The organism is Bordetella tumulicola (assembly GCF_054779135.1).
The window spans coordinates 195,523-214,272 of the sequence record NZ_BAAGYU010000010.1 but is presented as its reverse complement, the minus strand read 5'-3'; the positions used below and the strand labels follow the sequence as shown (position 1 = coordinate 214,272).

Annotated in this window: 17 protein-coding genes; 8 read left to right on the top strand and 9 right to left on the bottom strand. The window is 58.1% G+C overall.

Annotated elements, in window-relative coordinates; genetic code table 11:
- The first annotated feature begins 159 nt into the window (after positions 1–159).
- The 6 genes from ACYVDM_RS18260 (at position 160) to ACYVDM_RS18235 (ending at position 7,876) form a co-directional block, all read left to right on the top strand.
- The gene (locus tag ACYVDM_RS18260; protein ID WP_415787455.1) at positions 160–1,614 is read left to right on the top strand and encodes a basic amino acid/polyamine antiporter; all 1,455 of its coding nucleotides are present in this window, start codon (positions 160–162) and stop codon (positions 1,612–1,614) included.
- A 93-nt stretch (positions 1,615–1,707) separates the two neighbouring features.
- Entirely contained in the window at positions 1,708–4,074 is a 2,367-nt protein-coding gene (locus ACYVDM_RS18255) for an Orn/Lys/Arg family decarboxylase (RefSeq protein WP_415787453.1), read from the top strand.
- Between the two features lie 57 nt (positions 4,075–4,131).
- Complete coding sequence (locus tag ACYVDM_RS18250) at positions 4,132–5,646, top strand: basic amino acid/polyamine antiporter (RefSeq protein ID WP_415787451.1); 1,515 nt, start codon at positions 4,132–4,134, stop codon at positions 5,644–5,646.
- Positions 5,647–5,696: 50 nt separating this feature from the next.
- Positions 5,697–6,719: a FomA family porin-like outer membrane protein gene (locus tag ACYVDM_RS18245; protein WP_415787449.1), complete on the top strand. Its 1,023-nt coding sequence runs from the start codon at positions 5,697–5,699 to the stop codon at positions 6,717–6,719.
- 552 nt (positions 6,720–7,271) lie between these two features.
- Entirely contained in the window at positions 7,272–7,592 is a 321-nt protein-coding gene (locus ACYVDM_RS18240; protein ID WP_415787447.1) for a hypothetical protein, read from the top strand.
- 41 nt (positions 7,593–7,633) lie between these two features.
- A complete protein-coding gene (locus ACYVDM_RS18235; protein WP_415787445.1) occupies positions 7,634–7,876 on the top strand; it encodes an SDR family oxidoreductase in 243 nt (80 codons plus the stop codon).
- Here the strand turns inward: ACYVDM_RS18235 and ACYVDM_RS18230 are convergent.
- On the bottom strand, positions 7,860–8,369 hold the full coding sequence (locus ACYVDM_RS18230; protein ID WP_415787443.1) for a DUF1993 domain-containing protein: 510 nt from the start codon (positions 8,367–8,369) through the stop codon (positions 7,860–7,862). The two genes, ACYVDM_RS18235 and ACYVDM_RS18230, sit on opposite strands and share 17 nt — an antisense overlap.
- A gap of 212 nt (positions 8,370–8,581) precedes the next feature.
- Complete coding sequence (glmS, locus tag ACYVDM_RS18225) at positions 8,582–10,414, bottom strand: glutamine--fructose-6-phosphate transaminase (isomerizing) (RefSeq protein ID WP_415787441.1); 1,833 nt, start codon at positions 10,412–10,414, stop codon at positions 8,582–8,584.
- Positions 10,415–10,565: 151 nt separating this feature from the next.
- Between glmS and ACYVDM_RS18220 the strand changes: the two genes are divergently transcribed.
- Positions 10,566–11,057, top strand: a complete 492-nt coding sequence (locus ACYVDM_RS18220; RefSeq protein WP_415787439.1) for an Lrp/AsnC family transcriptional regulator — start codon at positions 10,566–10,568, stop codon at positions 11,055–11,057.
- A gap of 11 nt (positions 11,058–11,068) precedes the next feature.
- On the opposite strand, the gene ACYVDM_RS18215 is transcribed toward ACYVDM_RS18220, so the two are convergent.
- The 4 genes from ACYVDM_RS18215 to ACYVDM_RS18200 all read right to left on the bottom strand — a co-directional run bounded on the left by ACYVDM_RS18215 (position 11,069) and on the right by ACYVDM_RS18200 (position 15,733).
- Positions 11,069–12,130, bottom strand: coding sequence for a glycosyltransferase family 4 protein (locus ACYVDM_RS18215; protein ID WP_415787437.1), 1,062 nt, complete (start codon positions 12,128–12,130; stop codon positions 11,069–11,071).
- A gap of 57 nt (positions 12,131–12,187) precedes the next feature.
- Positions 12,188–13,489 carry an MFS transporter gene (locus ACYVDM_RS18210; protein ID WP_460475436.1) on the bottom strand — a complete coding sequence of 434 codons (1,302 nt, stop codon included), beginning with the start codon at positions 13,487–13,489 and terminating at the stop codon, positions 12,188–12,190.
- 92 nt (positions 13,490–13,581) lie between these two features.
- The gene (glmU, locus tag ACYVDM_RS18205; RefSeq protein ID WP_415787433.1) at positions 13,582–14,952 is read right to left on the bottom strand and encodes a bifunctional UDP-N-acetylglucosamine diphosphorylase/glucosamine-1-phosphate N-acetyltransferase GlmU; all 1,371 of its coding nucleotides are present in this window, start codon (positions 14,950–14,952) and stop codon (positions 13,582–13,584) included.
- 70 nt (positions 14,953–15,022) lie between these two features.
- Positions 15,023–15,733: a PhaM family polyhydroxyalkanoate granule multifunctional regulatory protein gene (locus ACYVDM_RS18200; RefSeq protein ID WP_415787431.1), complete on the bottom strand. Its 711-nt coding sequence runs from the start codon at positions 15,731–15,733 to the stop codon at positions 15,023–15,025.
- 214 nt (positions 15,734–15,947) lie between these two features.
- On the opposite strand from ACYVDM_RS18200, the gene ACYVDM_RS18195 reads away from it, so the two are divergent.
- On the top strand, positions 15,948–16,178 hold the full coding sequence (locus ACYVDM_RS18195) for a DUF3717 domain-containing protein (protein WP_415787429.1): 231 nt from the start codon (positions 15,948–15,950) through the stop codon (positions 16,176–16,178).
- Between the two features lie 6 nt (positions 16,179–16,184).
- On the opposite strand, the gene ACYVDM_RS18190 is transcribed toward ACYVDM_RS18195, so the two are convergent.
- Genes ACYVDM_RS18190 through ACYVDM_RS18180 form a run of 3 tightly spaced genes read right to left on the bottom strand, consistent with a single transcriptional unit; the run spans position 16,185 to position 18,742 of the window.
- Complete coding sequence (locus tag ACYVDM_RS18190) at positions 16,185–16,790, bottom strand: SCO family protein (RefSeq protein ID WP_415787427.1); 606 nt, start codon at positions 16,788–16,790, stop codon at positions 16,185–16,187.
- Positions 16,791–16,808: 18 nt separating this feature from the next.
- On the bottom strand, positions 16,809–17,702 hold the full coding sequence (gene cyoE / locus ACYVDM_RS18185) for a heme o synthase (protein ID WP_415787425.1): 894 nt from the start codon (positions 17,700–17,702) through the stop codon (positions 16,809–16,811).
- Positions 17,703–17,731: 29 nt separating this feature from the next.
- Positions 17,732–18,742, bottom strand: coding sequence for a COX15/CtaA family protein (locus tag ACYVDM_RS18180; RefSeq protein ID WP_415787423.1), 1,011 nt, complete (start codon positions 18,740–18,742; stop codon positions 17,732–17,734).
- Positions 18,743–18,750: the final 8 nt, after the last annotated feature.

Sequence of the window (18,750 nt, the reverse complement as noted above, 5' to 3'; positions counted from 1 at the left end):
ACTGAGCCCCACGGAGAAATATCAAAATATTAGCAACTTTATGTGCCTAAGCGAAATTTCTGGTATCTTGACCCTGTCGGCCATCGCATAGGGAATACGCCTATGCGATTTACGTCCACCGCTTACCACTGAAGCTCCAGAAGCAACTTATGAGAACTCATGAGCACTAAGCCCATCGACCAGAAACTCGGCCTTGTGGCGTTGGTTGCCATTGTTGTGAGTTCAATGATTGGTAGCGGCGTCGATAGCCTGCCTCAAAACATGGCCGAGACGTCGGCGTTCGGGCCTGTGGTCATTGCCTGGCTCATCAGCGGTTTTGGCATGTTTTTCATCGCCAAAACCTTTATGGTGCTTTCCGATCTTCGGCCAGATCTTCAGTCTGGCATTTACATGTACGCCAGAGAGGGCTTCGGTCCTCTCAGTGCGTTCGTCGTGGCATGGGGCTACTGGCTCATGACCATTTTCAGCAATGTGGCGTTTGCTGTAATGGTGATGGACACCCTCAATTACTTTATGCCGGGCGACTTCACCGGTGGCAACAATCTCCCTTCTATCGTTGGCGCTTCCATCCTGATCTGGGGCTTTCACGCCCTGGTGCTGGCCGGCACCAAGATGGCGGGCATGATCAATACCGTCGGTACTTTTGTGAAGCTCATTCCGCTGGTGGTGTTCGTCGGCGCAGTGACCTATTTTCTCGATTACGCCCAGCTCACCACCGATATCTGGGGGCACCATCCCACGACAGGCGCCAAGCCGCTAGGCTCTATTCTGTCGCAAACGCTCTCGCCCATGTATGTAGCCCTGTGGTGCTTCATAGGCGTCGAAGGCGCTGTTGCGCTGTCGGGACGGGCCCAAAACAAAAAGGATGTGGGTCGCGCGACGCTGATCGGCTTCATTCTGGGCCTGCTCATCTGTCTGATCGTGTCGGTGCTGCCCTTTGGCGTGCTATCGCAACAAACACTCAGCGTGATCCCCAACCCGTCCACCGCTGGCGTGATGAAGTCGCTCACCGGCAACTGGGGTGAATGGCTGATCAATATCGGGGTCCTGATTTCAATTCTCACCAGTTGGCTGGCATGGACCATGATCTGTGCCGAAATTCCACAGGTGGCGGGTCGCAACGGCACCTTCCCCAAGGTGTTTGCCACGGAGAATCAAAAGGGCTCTGCATCGACTGCACTATGGGTCAGCAGCGGGCTCATGCAATGCGTAGTGCTGATGGTGTATTTCTCGCACGACGCTTGGCTCACACTGCTGGGCATCTCGGCCATTTGCGTGCTGCCCGCCTATTTTGCGTCGGCCGCCTACCTAATCAAAACCTGCCTCAACGGTGAATACAAGCAGCACCAGTCTGCAGGACGTGGACTGGCGCTGTTCAGCAGCCTGGTGGGGGCTGGCTTCTGCCTGTTCATGCTGTACGCAAGCGACTTGCAGTACGTGGCGATGACCCCGCTGCTGCTTACCCTGGGCCTGCCTCTGTTCTTGTGGGCTCGCCGACAAGATCGTTCCTCCGACTCCATGCTGAACAAAGCCGAGCGCCTCGCGCTCCTGCTTCTGTTGGCCATCGATATTCTAGTAATCGCGCTCTATTTCATGGGACACATCAAACTGTAAACGGTCCGTTTTCAGTTTGATGATTTCCCGTAATCACTATCGCAGACCGGATGAGCCGGTCGACTTCTACTGAGAGCCATGGAGAGTCATGAAATGAAGTTCAATCACAATGCGTTGTTCGTGCTTTCTGATGCCTTGGTAGCTGGCATGCCTGCTTCCCAGGCCATACAGGCATTGGAGGCGGCGGTCGCCGAAAGAGGGTTTAACGTCCAGCTTGCCGCCAACCCCCAGGCGGGCCTGACCTATATACGGCAAAGCCCACATTACAGCTTCATTGCCATTTTGTGGGATAGCCGCAATCCTGCCATCGTCGGCGAGAGCGACGCACTTATCCAGAAGGTACGCGAGCGCAACGACTCGGTTCCCGTCTTCCTGCTTTCCGAGGACGAAACCGTCAATGGAATTCCGGTTTCCGTGCTGAAAGAGGTCAATGAGTACGTTTATTTGTACTCGGAGACCGCCGAATTCACCGCCAATCGGGTGTACACGGCGGTTCATCGCTACGCTGAGAAACTGCTTCCCCCCTATTTCAACACTCTCAAGAACTTTACCGAGGATGGCGACTACTACTGGGACTGTCCAGGACACATGGGCGGCATGGCCTACGTCAAGCACCCGGTCGGCATTGAGTTCATCAATTTCTTCGGCGAAAACATGATGCGCGCCGACATCGGCGTCGCCACCGCCGAAATGGGCGACTACCTGATTCACTCGGGACCACCCAAGCAATCCGAGGAAATCGCCGCTGAACTGTTTGGTTCCAAGTGGACGTTCTATGGCGTAGCGGGATCGTCGGGCTCCAATCGCGTGGTGGCGCAAGGCGCCATCGGTGCCAACGAGATTGCCGTGGTAGACCGCAACTGCCACAAATCCCTCAACCATGGGATCACGCTCGCGCAGGCTCGGCCGGTTTACCTGACGCCCAGCCGCAACGGCTATGGCTTGATAGGACCCATCCCCGCGCAGCGCCTGCAAAAAGACAGCATCCGCCAACTCATCCAGGCCAGTCCCCTCACTGCCGACGCGGTCAGCCCGGATCCCAGCTATGCGGTAGTCACCAACTGCACCTATGACGGCTTCATCTACAACGTCAATCAGGTGGTGGGCCAGCTTAGCGAGAGCGTGCCGCGCATTCACTTCGATGAAGCCTGGTACGCCTACGCCAAGTTCCATCCGCTCTACCGTGGCCGGTTTGCCATGGATGTCGACGACAACCTGCCCAACCGCCCCACACTATTCGCAGTGCACTCCACGCACAAGATGCTGCCGGCGCTTTCCATGGCCTCGATGATCCACGTCAAGCCCAGCGAGCGCGCGCCACTGGATTTTGACGACTTCAACGATTCGTTCATGATGCACGGCACCACGTCGCCGTTCTATCCCATCATTGCGTCCATCGACGTGGCCGTGGCGATGATGCAGGGCAAGGGCGGCTACTCGCTGGTGCAGGAATCCATCGAAGAAGCGATCGCCTTTCGCCAGGCCGTGGTGAACGTCAAGCAAGAGCTCGCCGAAGAAGACGGCGAGGCATCGTGGTTCTTCGACGTGCTGCAGCCCACCGAAGTCAAAGATCCCGCCACCGGCGAAACTCACGCCTTTCACAAGGCACCCATCGAGCTGCTGAGCCAGACCCCGGAGCTGTGGCGACTCAACGCCGGCGAAAGCTGGCACGGCTTTGCCGCGCAAGACATCGGCGAAGCCGACTGCATGCTCGACCCGGTGAAGGTGAGCATCACTTGCCCGGGCATCACGCCCGACGGCCAGCACCTGGCCCACGGCATCCCGGGCAGTATCGTCAGCAAGTTCCTCGATGATCGCCGCATCGAAGTTGCCCGCACCGGCGATTACACTTTACTCATTCTGTTCTCGGTGGGCGTCACCAAGGGCAAATGGGGCACGCTCATCGAGAGCCTGCTGGAGTTCAAAAAGCTTTACGACAATGGTACCAAGGCGACAGACGCCATTCCGTCGTTGTCGCCCAAGTATGCTTCGATGACGCTCAAGGCGTTGTGCCAACAGATGCACGACACCATGCAGGAGCTGGATCTGATGAAGCACAGCAGCGACGCCGTGAGATCCACGCCCGAGCCCGTGCTCACGCCCGCCGAGGCCTACCAAAAGGTAGTGCGCTATCAAACCGAGCGCGTCAAGGTTGCCGACTTTGCCAACAGGATCGCTGCCAGCATGCTGGTGCCCTATCCTCCCGGCATTCCTGTACTGATGCCGGGCGAGCGCCTGCCGGCCAACGATACCGGCATTACCGGCTATCTCGAAGCCCTGCAGGAGTTCGATAAGCGCTTCCCCGGATTCGAGCACGAGATCCAGGGCGTCAGCATCGACCAGAACGGCGACTACTGGGTCCGGGCCATCGTAGAAGAAGACAAGCAACCTCGGCCCACACCCAAGCACATCAGTTTCAAAAGCCCCCGCGTTTCTTCAATTAAGAAGGGACGGCAATAAAGCAAGTGGCCGCCCGGTGCCCGGGCGGCATTTCCTTCTTAAGCGCAAGGCAGAAAAATGACTGATACAACTCAAGTAAGTGCAAGCGCCGATGCCTCGTCGAGTGCGGGGTCGACCGGGGCGAAACTTGGCATGCTGGCTCTCGTAGCTATCGTAGTGGGCTCGATGCTGGGTGGCGGCGTCTACAGCCTGCCACAGAACACCGCGGCCACCTCGGCAATGGGGCCTGTCGTTATCGCCTGGATCATCGCCGGCATTGGCGTTTACTTCATTGCCAACGCCTTTCGCATGCTGTCCGACTTGCGGCCCGACCTGCAGGCCGGTGTGTACATGTACGCCCAAGAGGGGTTTGGCTCTTTTATTGGCTTTAACGTGGCATGGGGCTATTGGCTGATGACGTGCTTTGGCAACGTCGCCTTTGCCGTCATTCTCATGGATGCCTTCGACCAGATTTTTCCGGGCGTATTCACCAACGGCAATAATCTGAACTCCATTATTTGCGGCTCCATCTTGATCTGGGGCTACAACTATCTGGTGCTCTCCGGCACCAGGGTAGCCGGCTTCGTCAACACCATAGGCACTATCGCCAAGCTGGTGCCGCTCGTGCTGTTCGTGGTCATCCTGGGTTTATTGATCGACTACTCCCAGTTGCTCAGCAATGTGTGGGGCAGCTCACCTCAAGTGCTGACCGGCCCTGGAGATAAGGGCACGCCGGTTTCGCTGACGGCGCAGATCATGGCGCCCATGACCGTCACCCTGTGGGCCTTTATTGGTGTCGAAGGCGCCGTCGTGCTATCGGGTCGCGCCCGCAAGAGAAGCGACGTGGGCAAGGCCACCCTGCTGGGATTCATGGTCGCCCTGATCATTTATATCTTGCTCTCGGTCTTGCCTTTTGGCGCCATGACGCAGCTCAATCTCGCCCAAGTGGCTAACCCGTCCACCTCCGGCGTGCTGGAGCACGTAGTGGGATCGCCCTGGGGCAGCTGGCTGATGGATGCCGGGCTGATTGTTTCAGTGCTGGCTGGATGGCTGGCATGGACCATGCTCTGCGCCGAAATTCCCATGGCGGCCGGACAAAACGGAGCGTTTCCCAAGGCGTTTGCCCGAACCAACAAGAACGACGCAGCCAGCGTCTCGCTTTGGGTAAGCAGCGGCGTAATGCAGGCCGCCATGCTGTTGGTGTATTTCTCCAACAATGCCTGGAACACGATGTACAACATCAGCGCGCTGATGGTGGTACCCGCATACATCACCACCACGCTTTATATGGCCAAGCTTTGCCTCACCCACGAGTACAAGAAGTACTCGAACAAAGGCATGACGCTTGCGCTCATCAGCGGCATCATGGGCGTGCTTTTCTGCCTTTTCATCTTCTACGCCAGCGAACTCAACTACCTGGCCCTGGTCCCGATCCTTTTGACTTTCGGTCTGCCTGTATTCATCTGGTCGCGCAAAGAAAAGAAAGATGGCAAGCCGATCTTCGAAGGGCTAGAGAAACTCTACGTCGCCATCTTGCTGATAGCCGATATTGTCGTGATATGGATGTTGTATACCGGGAAGATCACCCTATAGGCCAGGCCGGCAACCAGGCACACGCAGCCACTTCACTCCGGCAAAAGTAAATGACACGTTGTTCTAAGGTATTGGGGATGGTCCTGCTGGCTTCGGGATCTGCGCAGGCCACGGAGTTCAGGCCCAATGGCAGCTTGGGCCTGACTCAAACCTTTTACGGTGATTCGGGAAACTACCAAACCGCCACCTCGCATCCGTCGCTGGTATTGAACTACCAGTTCTCCCCCAAGTGGAGCGTGGACCTCGAGTGGGATCGCACCTGGAACCTTTATTCGTACACCGGTGGCGCCAAGCAACAGAACAACGACTACAGCGAACCCTCAGGCACCCTGAACTACGCCTACGGCAACCTGGGCGCATCCAAGGTGAATTGGTCGTCATCACTCAAGGTAGAAACCCAGAGCAATTTCGACAATAGCAGCCAGGGCTATGTGATGGGACAGACAGTTTTCGACTTTTCCAAGTATCTGCCTTCCAATGAATACATCCAGCCGACCCAGTTTGCGCTCGCGCCTATGTATATCTATGGCACCAATGTCAGCGGTCCTTCGGGCACGGTAAATACTGCCGGGTTGGGTCTACTCACCAGTTGGGATCTGCCGGCGAATTTTTCCATTACCCTGAACGCCTATGTTTTCAAGGATTGGTACAGCGGCAGCTTCGCCATCAGCAACGACACTAGCACATACAAAAGCGCCACCTACTTCATGCTGTCAGCGTGGCTAGAGTATTCAAAGACCCTGCACCAGTTCAATGACCGAACATCGTTGGCCTTCAATTTTGCAGGAGGCCTCGACCCCTATGTCATGTCCAACCGTCGAGCGGCCTGGGATCCCTTCCTGGCAGGCGACGATATGTACCAGTGGCTCTCGCCCACAGTGATGGATGGCAACTACAAGGACGCGTATGACCTGTTTGCGCTGCCCCAGCTTAACCTTACCTACAACTTCAACAAAACATTCTCAGCCAATGTTTTTGTGCAGGTGAAATACTCCAATCAGCAATGGGGCAGCAACGAGAAAGACTGGCGCTTGCAGCCTCAAGCCGGTTTTGGTGTCGTCTACCGCTTTTAACGGTTTGAAGATGCAATTTTCCTGCATATACGTGACGTGGAGTTGTACTGGTAGTGACTTTATTGACGTATTAGCTGTGCCGTCACCCCGGACATGTACAACTAGGATGGCCTTTTACCGCTGCGTATTCTCGAGCGAGCGAAGCAAAGATTATTTACGGATAGGGTGTCTGAGTGGCTTTCAGACTGTCAGGGCCGCAATGTGTCTGATCGTGTGCGCCAATCGTACATGTGACGCCGGGCAAGTTTTCTAGATCTTTAGCCACTTGCTCTTCGCCGGTCGTACAGCCGGGTAGGATAACGAATGCAAGCGTGCAATAAAGCAGACATGAGATAGGTTTCATTGCTATTTCCTGCGGTGGGCGTATATAACCGAGTCGATTCTTGGGGCTAATCATCCCGCCACCATTGCAAGGGGCGGCGGGTAAATAGCGAGCGGTGTTGTTTTGCTTAGTGCGACGTCTTTGGCGTGCGCAGACGTACAGTGGTTGAAGTCCCACGCTCGCCAGTTTTTTTCGCGCCTGACATTATTTCATTAAATAAGGAGCACTACATGCTGAAAAAAAGCGTTCTTGCGTTGTATGCACTGGTCGCTGTCGGCACCGCCCATGCTGCCGGCCCGACGAGTGAACAAGTTAAGCAAGCACTGTACGATCGGTACGCGACCACTCAAGGTGCAGCCGATCTACAAAAAGCACTCGATAAGGAAGTAGCAATCGGCGCTTGTGAACCGACGGGCGAACAGTATCGCTGCGCAGTCGAAAACAAGGCCCTGGGCACCTCGAATCCTATGGTTTTTGCTTACGACGCAATGGTGGGGAAATGGAAGTTTGTGAAAGAAGAGAGCGCTAGCTCACAGAATCAAACTCGGTGAGACCCTGCTGGCATCCGACAATGCGTTGCGAGGTGCTGATCGTGGGCCGATCCCGCGACAAGCTCGATGCGGCGTGCGAGCGGCTGCGAGCGTTTGGCGCGCCCCGCTTGCATCCAGCGGATGTGACGAGCGAAGCGCAAGTGCAGCAGCTTTTTGAAGAATCAGGCCCGGTGGATCACCTGGTCTGCACCGCAACCACGCGCCGGCGCGACACCATGACATTGGCGCAATCTCGACTGATGAAGCGCACCACCTTTACACGGCTTTTTAATACGTACCCATGAAGTCACGCTTGCCGATCTCCACACCGTTGTGGCGCAGCAATGCATAAGCGGTGGTCACGTGAAAAAAGAATTGCGGCAGGCCGTACTGCAGTAGGTAAACACGACCCACAAGCGTCTTCTCTTTGGGCGTGCCGGGCCGCAGCACGATCTCGCGGCTTTCGCTCTGGACGAACTGCTCGGGCGTGACGCTGTCCAAATGGGCCAGCGCCTTGGTGATCAAGGCCTGCAATTCAGCGAAGGACGTTTCGGTTTCGGGCCACGAAGGCACCTCGATTCCGGCCAGACGCGCGCTCACACCCTTGCTGAAATCAACCGCGATCTGAACCTGGCGGACAAAGGGCAACATGTCGGGAAACAGGCGCGACTGGAGTAGCGCAACCGGCTCGATCTTTTTCTCGATCGCATGGGCTTCGGCTTTCTTGAGCACGTCGGACAGCGCCGTGAGCATTTGCTTGAAAACGGGGATGGATGCATCGTACATGGAGAGTGTCATGGCTACTTTCATAAAAGGAGAAAATGGCGCAATACCGCTACGCCGGGACTGAAAGATTAGCAGGCTTACGGTTTCATGTTTGATAACGCGCGTGGCTTACAAGCGCAAGAATGACGACAGCGTGATCAAGGTTCGCGAACGGTGCGGACCCCATACTCGCGCTTGCGTTAGCAGGTACCGTCTTCATAGATAGTCAAAAAACCTGACGCCCCCTACTCCACTGTCACGCTCTTAGCCAAGTTCCGCGGCTTGTCCACATCCGTGCCGCGCACGCATGCCGTGTGATAAGACAACAGTTGCAAGGGAATCGTGTGCAAGATCGGTGACAGCACGCCGTAATGTTCCGGCATCCGGATGACGTGCACGCCGTCGTCGCTAGCGATGCGGCTATCCGCATCCGCAAACACGTACAGTTCACCGCCACGCGCGCGGACTTCTTGCATGTTCGATTTCAGTTTTTCCAACAAGGCATCGCGCGGCGCGATGGTGACGACCGGCATCTGGTCCGTGACCAGCGCCAGGGGGCCGTGCTTGAGTTCTCCGGCGGGATAGGCCTCGGCGTGGATATAGCTGATTTCCTTCAGTTTGAGCGCACCTTCCAAAGCGATGGGGTAGTGCATACCTCGGCCCAAGAACAGGGCATTTTCTTTGGTAGCAAAGCGATCGGCCCACGCCATGATTTGCGGCTCGAGCGCCAGGACCGAACCGATGGCTGCGGGCAGGTGACGCAATGCTTTCAGGTGCTCGGCTTCTTGCTCAGGTGTCACCGTGCCACGGCCCTGGGCCAGCGCTAGCGTGAGCAGGAACAAGGCCGTCAATTGCGTCGTAAAGGCTTTGGTGGATGCCACACCAATTTCAACACCGGCGCGCGTGATGTACGACAGTTTGCATTCGCGCACCATGGCGCTGGTAGACACGTTGCAGATAGTCAGCGTGTTTTCCATGCCTAGCGACCGTGCGTGTTTCAACGCGGCCAGGGTGTCGGCGGTTTCACCGGACTGAGAAATGGTGACGACGAGCGAACGCGGGTTGGGTACGCTATCGCGGTAACGGTATTCGCTGGCGATTTCGACGGAAACAGGGATCTTGGCGATGGACTCGATCCAGTACTTTGCGGTCAAGCCGGCGTAGTAGCTGGTGCCGCAAGCCAGGATGAGCAATGAATCGATGTCCTTGAAAATCTTGTGTGCGCCGTCGCCAAACAGATCAGGCGTGATGGCCTCGATGTCTTGCAACGTGTCGCCCACGGCACGCGGCTGCTCGAAGATTTCCTTTTGCATGTAGTGGCGATAGGGGCCGAGCTCGGCGGCACCCGTATGCACTTGCACGTTGTGGACTTCGCGCTCGACGGGCTTGCCGTCGATGTCGGTAATCCAGACACGCGACAGTTGCAGATCGACGACGTCACCGTCTTCCAGATAGATGATCTGGTCCGTGGTGCCGGCCAACGCCAGAGCGTCAGAGGCAAGAAAGTTTTCGTTTTGGCCCACGCCCACTACTAGGGGCGACCCCTGGCGGGCACCAACCACGCGGTGCGGTTCGTCGCGGCAGAACACGGCAATCGCGTAGGCGCCTTGCAGGCGACGAACGGCTTGTTGCACAGCGTCGAACAGGTCACCGTTGTACAGGTGGTTAACCAAATGCGCGATGACTTCGGTGTCGGTCTGGCTCTCGAAGACGTAGCCGGAGGCTTGCAGCTCGGCGCGCAAGTCGTCGTGGTTTTCGATGATGCCGTTGTGCACGAGCGCGATACGGGGCTCGTCGTTACCCAGGTGCGAAAAATGCGGGTGGGCATTGTGCGTGGCGGGCACACCGTGAGTGGCCCACCGGGTATGGGCAATGCCAGTAAAGCCAGACAGCTTGTCTTGGGAAATCTGGTCGCCCAACTCGGCAACGCGCTGCGTGCTGCGCGTACGGCGCAACTGTCCATCCATGTACAGCGCCACGCCGCACGAGTCGTAGCCGCGATACTCCAGCCGCTTGAGACCTTCGACCAGGATGGGGGTGATGTCGCGCTGGGCGACGGCGCCAACAATGCCGCACATGAGGAGACCTCCGTTAATGTATCTATGAGGCGCATTGTGCTATGGATACGATGAAATTTGATTTCTTTATTTGGTTATATATGAAAATTTATTTTCTTACAGAATCGTGATTAAATATAATTCCATATTTGCCACTTAATATGAAATAAAAATGCGAGACAACAACGCGAATCCCGTAGATTTAGATGATTTGGATCGCCGCATCCTGAATCAGCTGCAGCACGACTGCGCGCTGACCAATCAGGAGCTGGCCGCGCGCGTGCATGCCTCGGCACCGACCTGCCTGCGACGCGTGCGACGATTAGTGGAGACGGGGGTAATCGCCCGGCAAGTGGCGATTCTGGCGCCGGAAAAGCTGGGCAGCAACCTGACCGCAATTGTGGAGATCACGCTGGATGTACAGGCTGCCGAAAAGTTGGAGGCGTTTGAGCGCAGTCTGGTAGACGAGCCCGCCGTATTGCAGTGCTATCGCGTGTCGACTGGGCCGGATTTTGTCGTGGTGGCTCAGGTGCGTGATATGCCTGCCTATCACGCACTGGTGCACCGGGCGTTTACGGCGCAAGCGAACGTGCGCAATGTTCGCACGTTTTTTTCCGTGCATCGAGCGAAGTTCGACACGCGAATCGAGGTGCCCGATGCCTAGCTAGGCAGGGTTTAGCGTGCGGTCAGCAAACGCTCGAACTGCGCCAGATATCGGCGTCCCATCTCTGTGACATCGTGTTCGGTGCGTACGTAGTCGTAGGCGCGCTGCGTGCAATCGGCACGGAATGCGACATCGTCCAAACAACGGATCATGCCTTGGGCCATGGCCTGAAAGTCCCCCACTGCGCACAACACGCCGCGTCCGTCGGCCAGGCTTTCTTTCAGGCCACCGGCATCGGTGGAGACAACGGGCACACGTTGCAAAAAGGCGTCCAGGACACTGCTGCCTAGAGCCTCCTCCATCGAACTCATGACAAAGACGTCAAAGATGCTGTAGTAGTCTTCGATTCCTTTGCGAAAGCCGGCAAATAGATAGACATCTTGTAATCCCAAGGCTTGAACTTCGGCGCGCGACTCGGCCTCGCGATCGCCGCCGGCGCCAAAGTGAACGAAAACAAAGTCACTGCGCGTGCGCGCAAGCTCGCCCACCGCGCGAATCAGAGTGACCGGATCTTTGTCGCGGATCAGGGCGGCGGAGGTGGCGAGAATTTTTTTGCCCTGCAATCCCAATTCGGCCACTAGGCCCTCGACGTTGCGGGTATCGACGGCGTGTGGCTCGACGGCGCTGCGGATGATGACAGGATCGATGCCCAGACGGCGTGGCTCTGATGCGGCCATTTCACTAATGGCCACAAAGCAGTCGACCCGCCGCCATTTGGCGCCTGTCTTCCATTCTTCGTTGGGCTTGACTTCGAATGAGGTACGCCGGGAGAACACGACAGGCCGTTTGTGCAGCGCCTTGGTCAGCACCGCCCAGGTGATAGTGTTGGCCGTCTGTGCATGAATAACGTCGAAATGGCGCCCTGCCCGGGCCAGGTAGGCCAACTGCCCCGGCACGTTGCGCACGCCGTGCGTGACGAAACCTTCTTCGATCGCGCGTGCCTCGAGGGGGCCACCCGAGCGACACAGGAGCTCGACAACGTGCCCCGCCGCACGGAAGGCGCGCATGCAATACAACGTTTGACGTTCGCCGCCACGCCAGCCTTTTTCGAAGTTGAGTTGCAGAATTTTCATGCGCAGCGCCTGAAGAGGTCATTCGCCGCATTATAGAGAGGCGTCGCAATGGCCACGCTACCCCGGTTTGCCTGTCGACACCTTCTTCACCCGTACGACATTGACCGCGATGGCCAGCGCGGCACAGAGTGTCGCCAGAAGCACGGCCACGACGGGTCCGTGCGTTCCAAGTCCAAAGGCAATGGCGACCAGCGCGGTACCGAAGCTTTGACCGAATACCCGGGTCGTCGCCTGCATACCGCCTGCCGCACCGCTACGTTGACGCGGTGCGGAGGAAAGCATGGCGCGATTATTGGGCGTTTGAAAAAATCCAAAGCCCATTCCGACGACACACATGGCCGTCATGATCCATACGTTGCTCACGTTAAGCGGCAGGAAGGCCAGCGTGGCAAGGCCAATCACCATGGCCGCTGCCCCTGAACCGCTGAGGACGGCGGCCGAATAACGGTCGGACAGCCGCCCGGCGACGGGCGCCACGATTGCTGTCCCCACGGGCCACGCCCCCATGAGCATGCCGATTTCCAGATAGGAACGTCCCAGTATCTGCTGAAAGTAAAACGGTAACGAGACGAATGAGGCCATTTGTGCCGCGAACGTGCACGCGGAAGCCGCAACCGCAAACGCCACGGGCCGAATACGCAACAGGTCCACTGGCACCAAGGGTGCGGGTAAATGGCGGACTCGACGCACCAGCAAATACCCCGCGCCGGCGGCCACTGCAATCATCAACAATCCATGCCAAATGCTTTGGCCCAGCACGTCAACGCCAGAAATGAATATGCCCAGCGTCAACATACACAGCAAGGCGCTCAACCAGTCGAGCTTTACGTTGGTACGCGGGACCTCGGGCAAATAACGCAGGCCAAACATGACGGCCACACAGAATGGCAGGTTGATGGCAAAGATCCAGCGCCAATGGGCGATCTCCAGGATGACCGAACCGATGCTCGGCCCAATCACCGACATGATGGCCACCGTGGTGGCATTCAAGCTGATCCCGCGCCCTAGCATCCGCAACGGATAGATGTTGCGCAGCAGGCCACCAAACATGCACATCAGCGAGGCAGCGCCAATCCCTTGTACCACCCGCGCGGCCGTCAATTGCCATAGAGAGGAAGAGAGGGCACCGCAAAGCGACGCGACGGTAAACAGGACCAACCCTATCGAAAACATGCGCCGAAAGCCGATACGTTCGGCCAGCGCGGACAACGGCAGCAGCAGCATCACCACCGACAGGTTGTAGGCGTTGACGACCCACACCGCTTGCGAGGGCTTGGCGTGCAGATCCGCAGCGATCGTGGGCAGGGCGATGTTGGCGATGCTCGTGTCCAGTACGGCAAGACTTATGCCAGTGAGCATCGTCGCGGCTGCCCAATACCGCCGGGGTACAGGCAAGCCGTCGGGGAGCGCCTGACTGGGGCCAGGCTCTGATGATGCCGGAGGAGCCACGCTCACGATTTTTTCTGGGGGCGCTGCCAACCCTCGATGGTGGTTTGACGGGCGCGCGAGATGGTCAACTGACCGGCTGGCGCATCACTCGTCAGTGTGGTTCCCGCACCCAACGTGGCACCGCGGCCCACGCGAACAGGGGCCACCAACTGCGTATCCGAGCCGATGAAAGCGTCGTCCTCGATAGTGGTGCGGAATTTATTCGCACCGTCATAATTGCAGGTAATCGCGCCAGCACCCACGTTGACCCGGGCGCCAATGTCGGCGTCACCGATGTAGGCCAAATGGTTGGCTTTGCTATCGACATCAAGCACGCTGTTTTTGATTTCCACGAAGTTGCCCACATGGGTGCGATCACCCAATTGCGCACCCGGACGCAGACGGGCGTACGGGCCGATACGCGCATCGCTGCCAATGACGGCCTGCTGGATATGACTGAACGCCTCAATCTGCGTCCCTGTGCCCACGGAAACGTCGCGCAGAACGCAGTGCGGCCCGACACGGACCCCATCGGCAAGCTCGACCTGACCTTCAAAAATGCAGCCAACATCGATAAACACATCGCGCCCGCAGGTCAGCGTGCCACGCACATCGAAACGTGCCGGATCCGCCAGCGTGACGCCGGCCTCAAGCAAGCGACGCGCCTGCTCCTGCTGCCAGCGGCGTTCCAGCTCGGCTTGCTGCACGCGGCTGTTAACACCCAGCGTTTCCCAACCGGCGTCGGGCTGTGCGGCACCGACGGACACCCCGTCGGCCACCGCCAATCCCACGATGTCGGTCAGGTAGTACTCGCCCTGTGCGTTGTTGTTGTCGATACGGCTCAACCAGTCTTTGAGCTGTGCCGTCGGCGCGGCCAGGATGCCGGTGTTGACTTCGCGAATGGCGCGCTCGGCCTCGCTGGCGTCCTTGTGCTCGACGATGCGGATCACGTGACCTTCGTCGTTACGAACGATGCGGCCATAACCGGTTGCGTCATCCAGCACTTCGGTCAACACCGCTGCCCCCTGCCCACGAGCCTCGAGCAGACGGCGCAGTGTCTCGGGTTGCACTAGCGGTACGTCTCCGTATAGCACCAGCGTCACGTCATCGTTACCGTCTTCTTGCAAGAGCGGAACGGCCTGCTGCACCGCGTGGCCGGTACCGTGCTGAGGTTGTTGCAACGCAAAGCTCAAGCCCTCGAAACCCTCGAAGGCCGCGCGGACGCGCTCGGCGCCATGACCCACGACGACAACGATACGACTGGGGTTCAACTGGCTGGCGCTATCGAGCACATGCGCGAGCATGGGTTTTCCCGCCAAGGAATGCAAGACTTTGGGAAGATCGGACTGCATACGTTTGCCCAATCCGGCAGCAAGAATAACGACGTTTAGCATAGCGATGAAAGTGTGATCGAAATGATAAGGGCGGCGGCCAGACAGCCTGCCGCACGATTGAACGGAAAATTCAGGACTTGGGTGCGGCTGGCGCACGTTTCGCCGCCGTCTTGCGCGGTGCCCGCTTGCGGGCCGCCGGCTGAGGGGCAGCCGTGGCTGCGGTTGCACCCTGGGCTGCGGCTTGCGTGGCGGCTTTCTGCATCGCAGCGGCATCCGGCATGCTGGATGCCGTGGCCGTCGCGATTTGGTTGAACTGTTGCTGCAACAGGCTCCACCACGCCTGCGAGGCCGATTGTGCCGCCTGGCTCACCTGATCTGCCATGTTGGCCGCATCGGCATCTGTCGATGCGCGGGCCTTGTCATCCGAGGCCGGGGCAGAGGCTTGGGCTGATGCCGCAGGTTGAGCCGGAGCAGCAGGTTTGAGCCCCAGCACCACCTCTAGCGGAGATGCATCTGCACCTTTGGCGGCGCCTGCCACAAACGAGCGCAGCGTAGTGATGGTGGAACGCTGCACCTCCATCCCCTGGATGGCGCTACTCAGCATGGACAGATTCATACGCAACCAGCTTTCCACAGTGCGCAGTTCGTTAATGCGGCGCTCGAGGTCGTCGAGATTCATCGGTGGCGCCATCGGCAGCGACTGTGCCAACCCGCCCGGACCCGCCAGGTCTGACCATGCTTTGCGCATCATTTCCATACTGGCCAGGAGCGGGTTGCCGGAAAGATCGCCATCCTGCCCTAAGCCGGGCAATACAAAGGGATTGTTTTTGGACGTAGACATGCAATCTCCAGGAGCCATGCTTAGCGCGGCAGCAGTTGATCATCCCGATGCGGGCATGATCGCCCAACGCGGGAACTGGGGTATTTAGATGATACCCCTATCAGGATTACGGCTGGGCGTAACGCGCCTACGCGCGGTATCGGCGTGTTGCGAACGTGACGCTTTGCAAGGCGCAACCTCTTGCCACAGCATCCGATTCTGGGACAATGACCGTATGGACAAGCCCATTTCTTTGCCCGAGCTGGAGCAGGTGATTAATTATTGGCGTACCCGCCAGCCCTCACAGGGGGAAGAGTCACGCCTGTGCGCCGAGGCTGCTGCCCTGGCGACGCCGTATGCCTTGATGATCATGAGTCATCGGCGCGAAATCACGCCAGCTGAGTTGCCGCCCGCCGCGCTGTCGGCTTATCAGGCCTGGCGCGCGGCCAGTGGCGGCACCGAGTGATTGCGCTTAACCAAGCAGCGCCTTGATGTCGTGCACCATGGCGTCGACGCCAATCGTGCTATTGGCCAGTACGCGCGACTCGCCCTTGCCGTCAAACAGATAAAACGCCGCCGTGTGATCCATTGTGTAGTTCGCGCCGTTGTCGGTCGGCACTTTGGCGTAATACGCCTTGAATGACGCCGCGGTCTTTTTGACCTGATCCGGCGTACCCGTCAGGCCTAGAAAGCGCGGGTCAAACGATGTCACGTATTGTTTGAGAATTTCAGGTGTATCCCGCTCAGGATCGACGGAAATCAGCAGTACCTGCACGCGGTCGGCGTCGGGACCGAGTTTCTCCATGACCTGCGACAGTTCGGCTAATGCGGTAGGGCAAACGTCGGGACACTGGGTAAAACCAAAAAAGGCCACCATGACTTTGCCTTCGAAATCTTGCAGCGTACGTGCCTCGCCATTGTGGTCATTCAATGCCAGTGCTTTACCCAACCCCGTGCCAGTGATGTCATTACCCTTGAAACTGGGGGCGGGGTCACTGCAGGCCGACAGGGCACCCGCCAATACCACTGCGGTCGCACCACGCAGCACGGCGCGACGCTGGGTAAAAAACACGGACATGAAACTGAATCTCCCGAATCAAATCAACAAGGTGACCCAATGGTCCACCAACAAGGCCAAGAACAGCAGCGACAGATACAAAATCGAATATCGGAACAGCCGGCGTGCCAGCGCGTCGCTATATTTTCGATAGAGTTGCCAGGCGTAGCCCACAAAAATAGCGCCCAATACCAGCGCACAGCTCAGGTACAACACCCCGCTCATGCGAATGATGTAGGGCAAGATCGTGGTGGTCAGCAACGCCACGCTGTAGAGCAAAATCTGTAGTTGTGTGTATTGCTGCCCGTGTGTGACCGGCAACATCGGCAGGCCAGACTTGACGTAGTCGTGCCTGCGATACAGGGCCAGCGCCCAGAAATGCGGCGGCGTCCAGATAAAGATGATCAGCACCAATAGCCACGCCTCAGCGGGCACGGTATCGGCAACGGCCGCCCAGCCCAGGGCCGGCGGCATGGCGCCCGACAAACCACCAATGACGATATTTTGCGGGGTACGCGGTTTAAGAATGATCGTGTAGATAACCGCGTAGCCCACAAAGGTGGCAAACGTCAGCCACATGGTCAGTGGATTGACGAGGTGATACAACACCAACATGCCAACCCCGCCGAGCAGGCCTGACAGGGCGATGACCTGAGTGGAGGAAATCGTGCCACGCGCCGTCGCACGGCGAGCGGTGCGCAACATGCGCGCATCGACTTCCTGTTCGATCAGGCAGTTCATGGCAAAGGCGGCGGCGGCCAAGAGCCAGATACCCAACGTGCCAAAAACGACACGATTGAGATCGGGTATCCCTGGCACAGCCAGGAACATGCCGATAAAGGCGCAGAACACGGCCAGTTGAGTCACGCGCGGTTTGGTCAGCACGAGATACTGGCGTATTAAGCCGGATTGAGGAGCGGCAAGACTGGACATAATGAGGTTATTTTAAACGCCAACGCAAATTATGCCGCCAAGGCGGGCCGGCCGGCGCTGGACAGTCGCACCAGCATGACAACGCAGGCGAGGGTCAGCCCGGCAGCTCCCCCATTATGTAACACAGCGATCAGCAACGGCCACTGGAAAAAAATCGTGGTCAACCCTGTGCCCAACTGCGCCGCCAATAGTACCAGCGTGAGGGTGGCCGGCCCTCTCAGGCCCGGCTCGGCCCGCAAACGCCAAGCGAGCAGGCCCAGATAAATCAACACAACAAACGCGAAATTGCGGTGCACCCAGTGAATCGCCGTCAGGGCGTGCTGGGAAATCATTTCGCCAGAGGGTAATTCCCCCAGCCCACGGATCACCGAGAACCCATTACTGAAATCCATGTCTGGCAGCCATTCGCCATGGCAGGTCGGAAAGTCCAGGCAGGCCAGCGCCGCGTAATTGGTGCTGACCCAACCGCCCAGGAAAACCTGCACGGCCAGCAGCACCACACCCCCGATCAGCCAAGGTCGCCAACGAATGGCGGCGGTAGGTAGGGGCGCGTGCGGACGCTCACGGGCAGACAGCCAGGTCATCAACGCCAGCAGCGACAACCCCAGTACCAAGTGCGAGGTCACGACGACAGGCATCAACTTATGTGTCACGGTCCAGGCGCCAAAGGCCCCCTGTATGCAGACGGCGATCAGCGTCACGATGGCCAAAGCCGGGGAGCGACCCAGTTCACGCCGATAGCGCCAAGCCATGTACACAATGGCAATGATCAACATGCCCAAGAAGGCTCCGACATAGCGATGGATCATTTCGATCCAGGCCTTCGAGAGCGTGACCGGTCCAAAAGGCATCGCCTGAGCCGCTTGATGGATATCGTTCATAGCGCCCAGAGGGGTGGCGTTGCCGTAGCAACCGGGCCAATCGGGGCACCCTAAACCGGAGTCCGTCAGGCGTACGAATGCGCCGAACATGATCAGGTCCAGCGTCAAAAACCAGGTAAAGAAAACCAGCTTGCGGTAGCGTTGTTTGATGTGTTGCATAGTAAAAC

What these genes read in the sequence shown, in the direction of transcription:
- ACYVDM_RS18230 (WP_415787443.1), bottom strand. Translation starts at nt 8,369, where the DNA reads ATGACACTCTCCATGTACGATGCATCCATCCCCGTTTTCAAGCAAATG.
- ACYVDM_RS18220 (WP_415787439.1), top strand. Translation starts at nt 10,566, where the DNA reads ATGCGAGACAACAACGCGAATCCCGTAGATTTAGATGATTTGGATCGC.
- cyoE (WP_415787425.1), bottom strand. Translation starts at nt 17,702, where the DNA reads ATGTCCAGTCTTGCCGCTCCTCAATCCGGCTTAATACGCCAGTATCTC.
- ACYVDM_RS18200 (WP_415787431.1), bottom strand. Translation starts at nt 15,733, where the DNA reads ATGTCTACGTCCAAAAACAATCCCTTTGTATTGCCCGGCTTAGGGCAG.
- ACYVDM_RS18195 (WP_415787429.1), top strand. Translation starts at nt 15,948, where the DNA reads ATGGACAAGCCCATTTCTTTGCCCGAGCTGGAGCAGGTGATTAATTAT.
- ACYVDM_RS18260 (WP_415787455.1), top strand. Translation starts at nt 160, where the DNA reads ATGAGCACTAAGCCCATCGACCAGAAACTCGGCCTTGTGGCGTTGGTT.
- ACYVDM_RS18250 (WP_415787451.1), top strand. Translation starts at nt 4,132, where the DNA reads ATGACTGATACAACTCAAGTAAGTGCAAGCGCCGATGCCTCGTCGAGT.
- ACYVDM_RS18180 (WP_415787423.1), bottom strand. Translation starts at nt 18,742, where the DNA reads ATGCAACACATCAAACAACGCTACCGCAAGCTGGTTTTCTTTACCTGG.
- ACYVDM_RS18240 (WP_415787447.1), top strand. Translation starts at nt 7,272, where the DNA reads ATGCTGAAAAAAAGCGTTCTTGCGTTGTATGCACTGGTCGCTGTCGGC.
- glmU (WP_415787433.1), bottom strand. Translation starts at nt 14,952, where the DNA reads ATGCTAAACGTCGTTATTCTTGCTGCCGGATTGGGCAAACGTATGCAG.
- ACYVDM_RS18255 (WP_415787453.1), top strand. Translation starts at nt 1,708, where the DNA reads ATGAAGTTCAATCACAATGCGTTGTTCGTGCTTTCTGATGCCTTGGTA.
- ACYVDM_RS18210 (WP_460475436.1), bottom strand. Translation starts at nt 13,489, where the DNA reads ATGCTCACTGGCATAAGTCTTGCCGTACTGGACACGAGCATCGCCAAC.
- ACYVDM_RS18215 (WP_415787437.1), bottom strand. Translation starts at nt 12,130, where the DNA reads ATGAAAATTCTGCAACTCAACTTCGAAAAAGGCTGGCGTGGCGGCGAA.
- ACYVDM_RS18190 (WP_415787427.1), bottom strand. Translation starts at nt 16,790, where the DNA reads ATGTCCGTGTTTTTTACCCAGCGTCGCGCCGTGCTGCGTGGTGCGACC.
- glmS (WP_415787441.1), bottom strand. Translation starts at nt 10,414, where the DNA reads ATGTGCGGCATTGTTGGCGCCGTCGCCCAGCGCGACATCACCCCCATC.
- ACYVDM_RS18245 (WP_415787449.1), top strand. Translation starts at nt 5,697, where the DNA reads ATGACACGTTGTTCTAAGGTATTGGGGATGGTCCTGCTGGCTTCGGGA.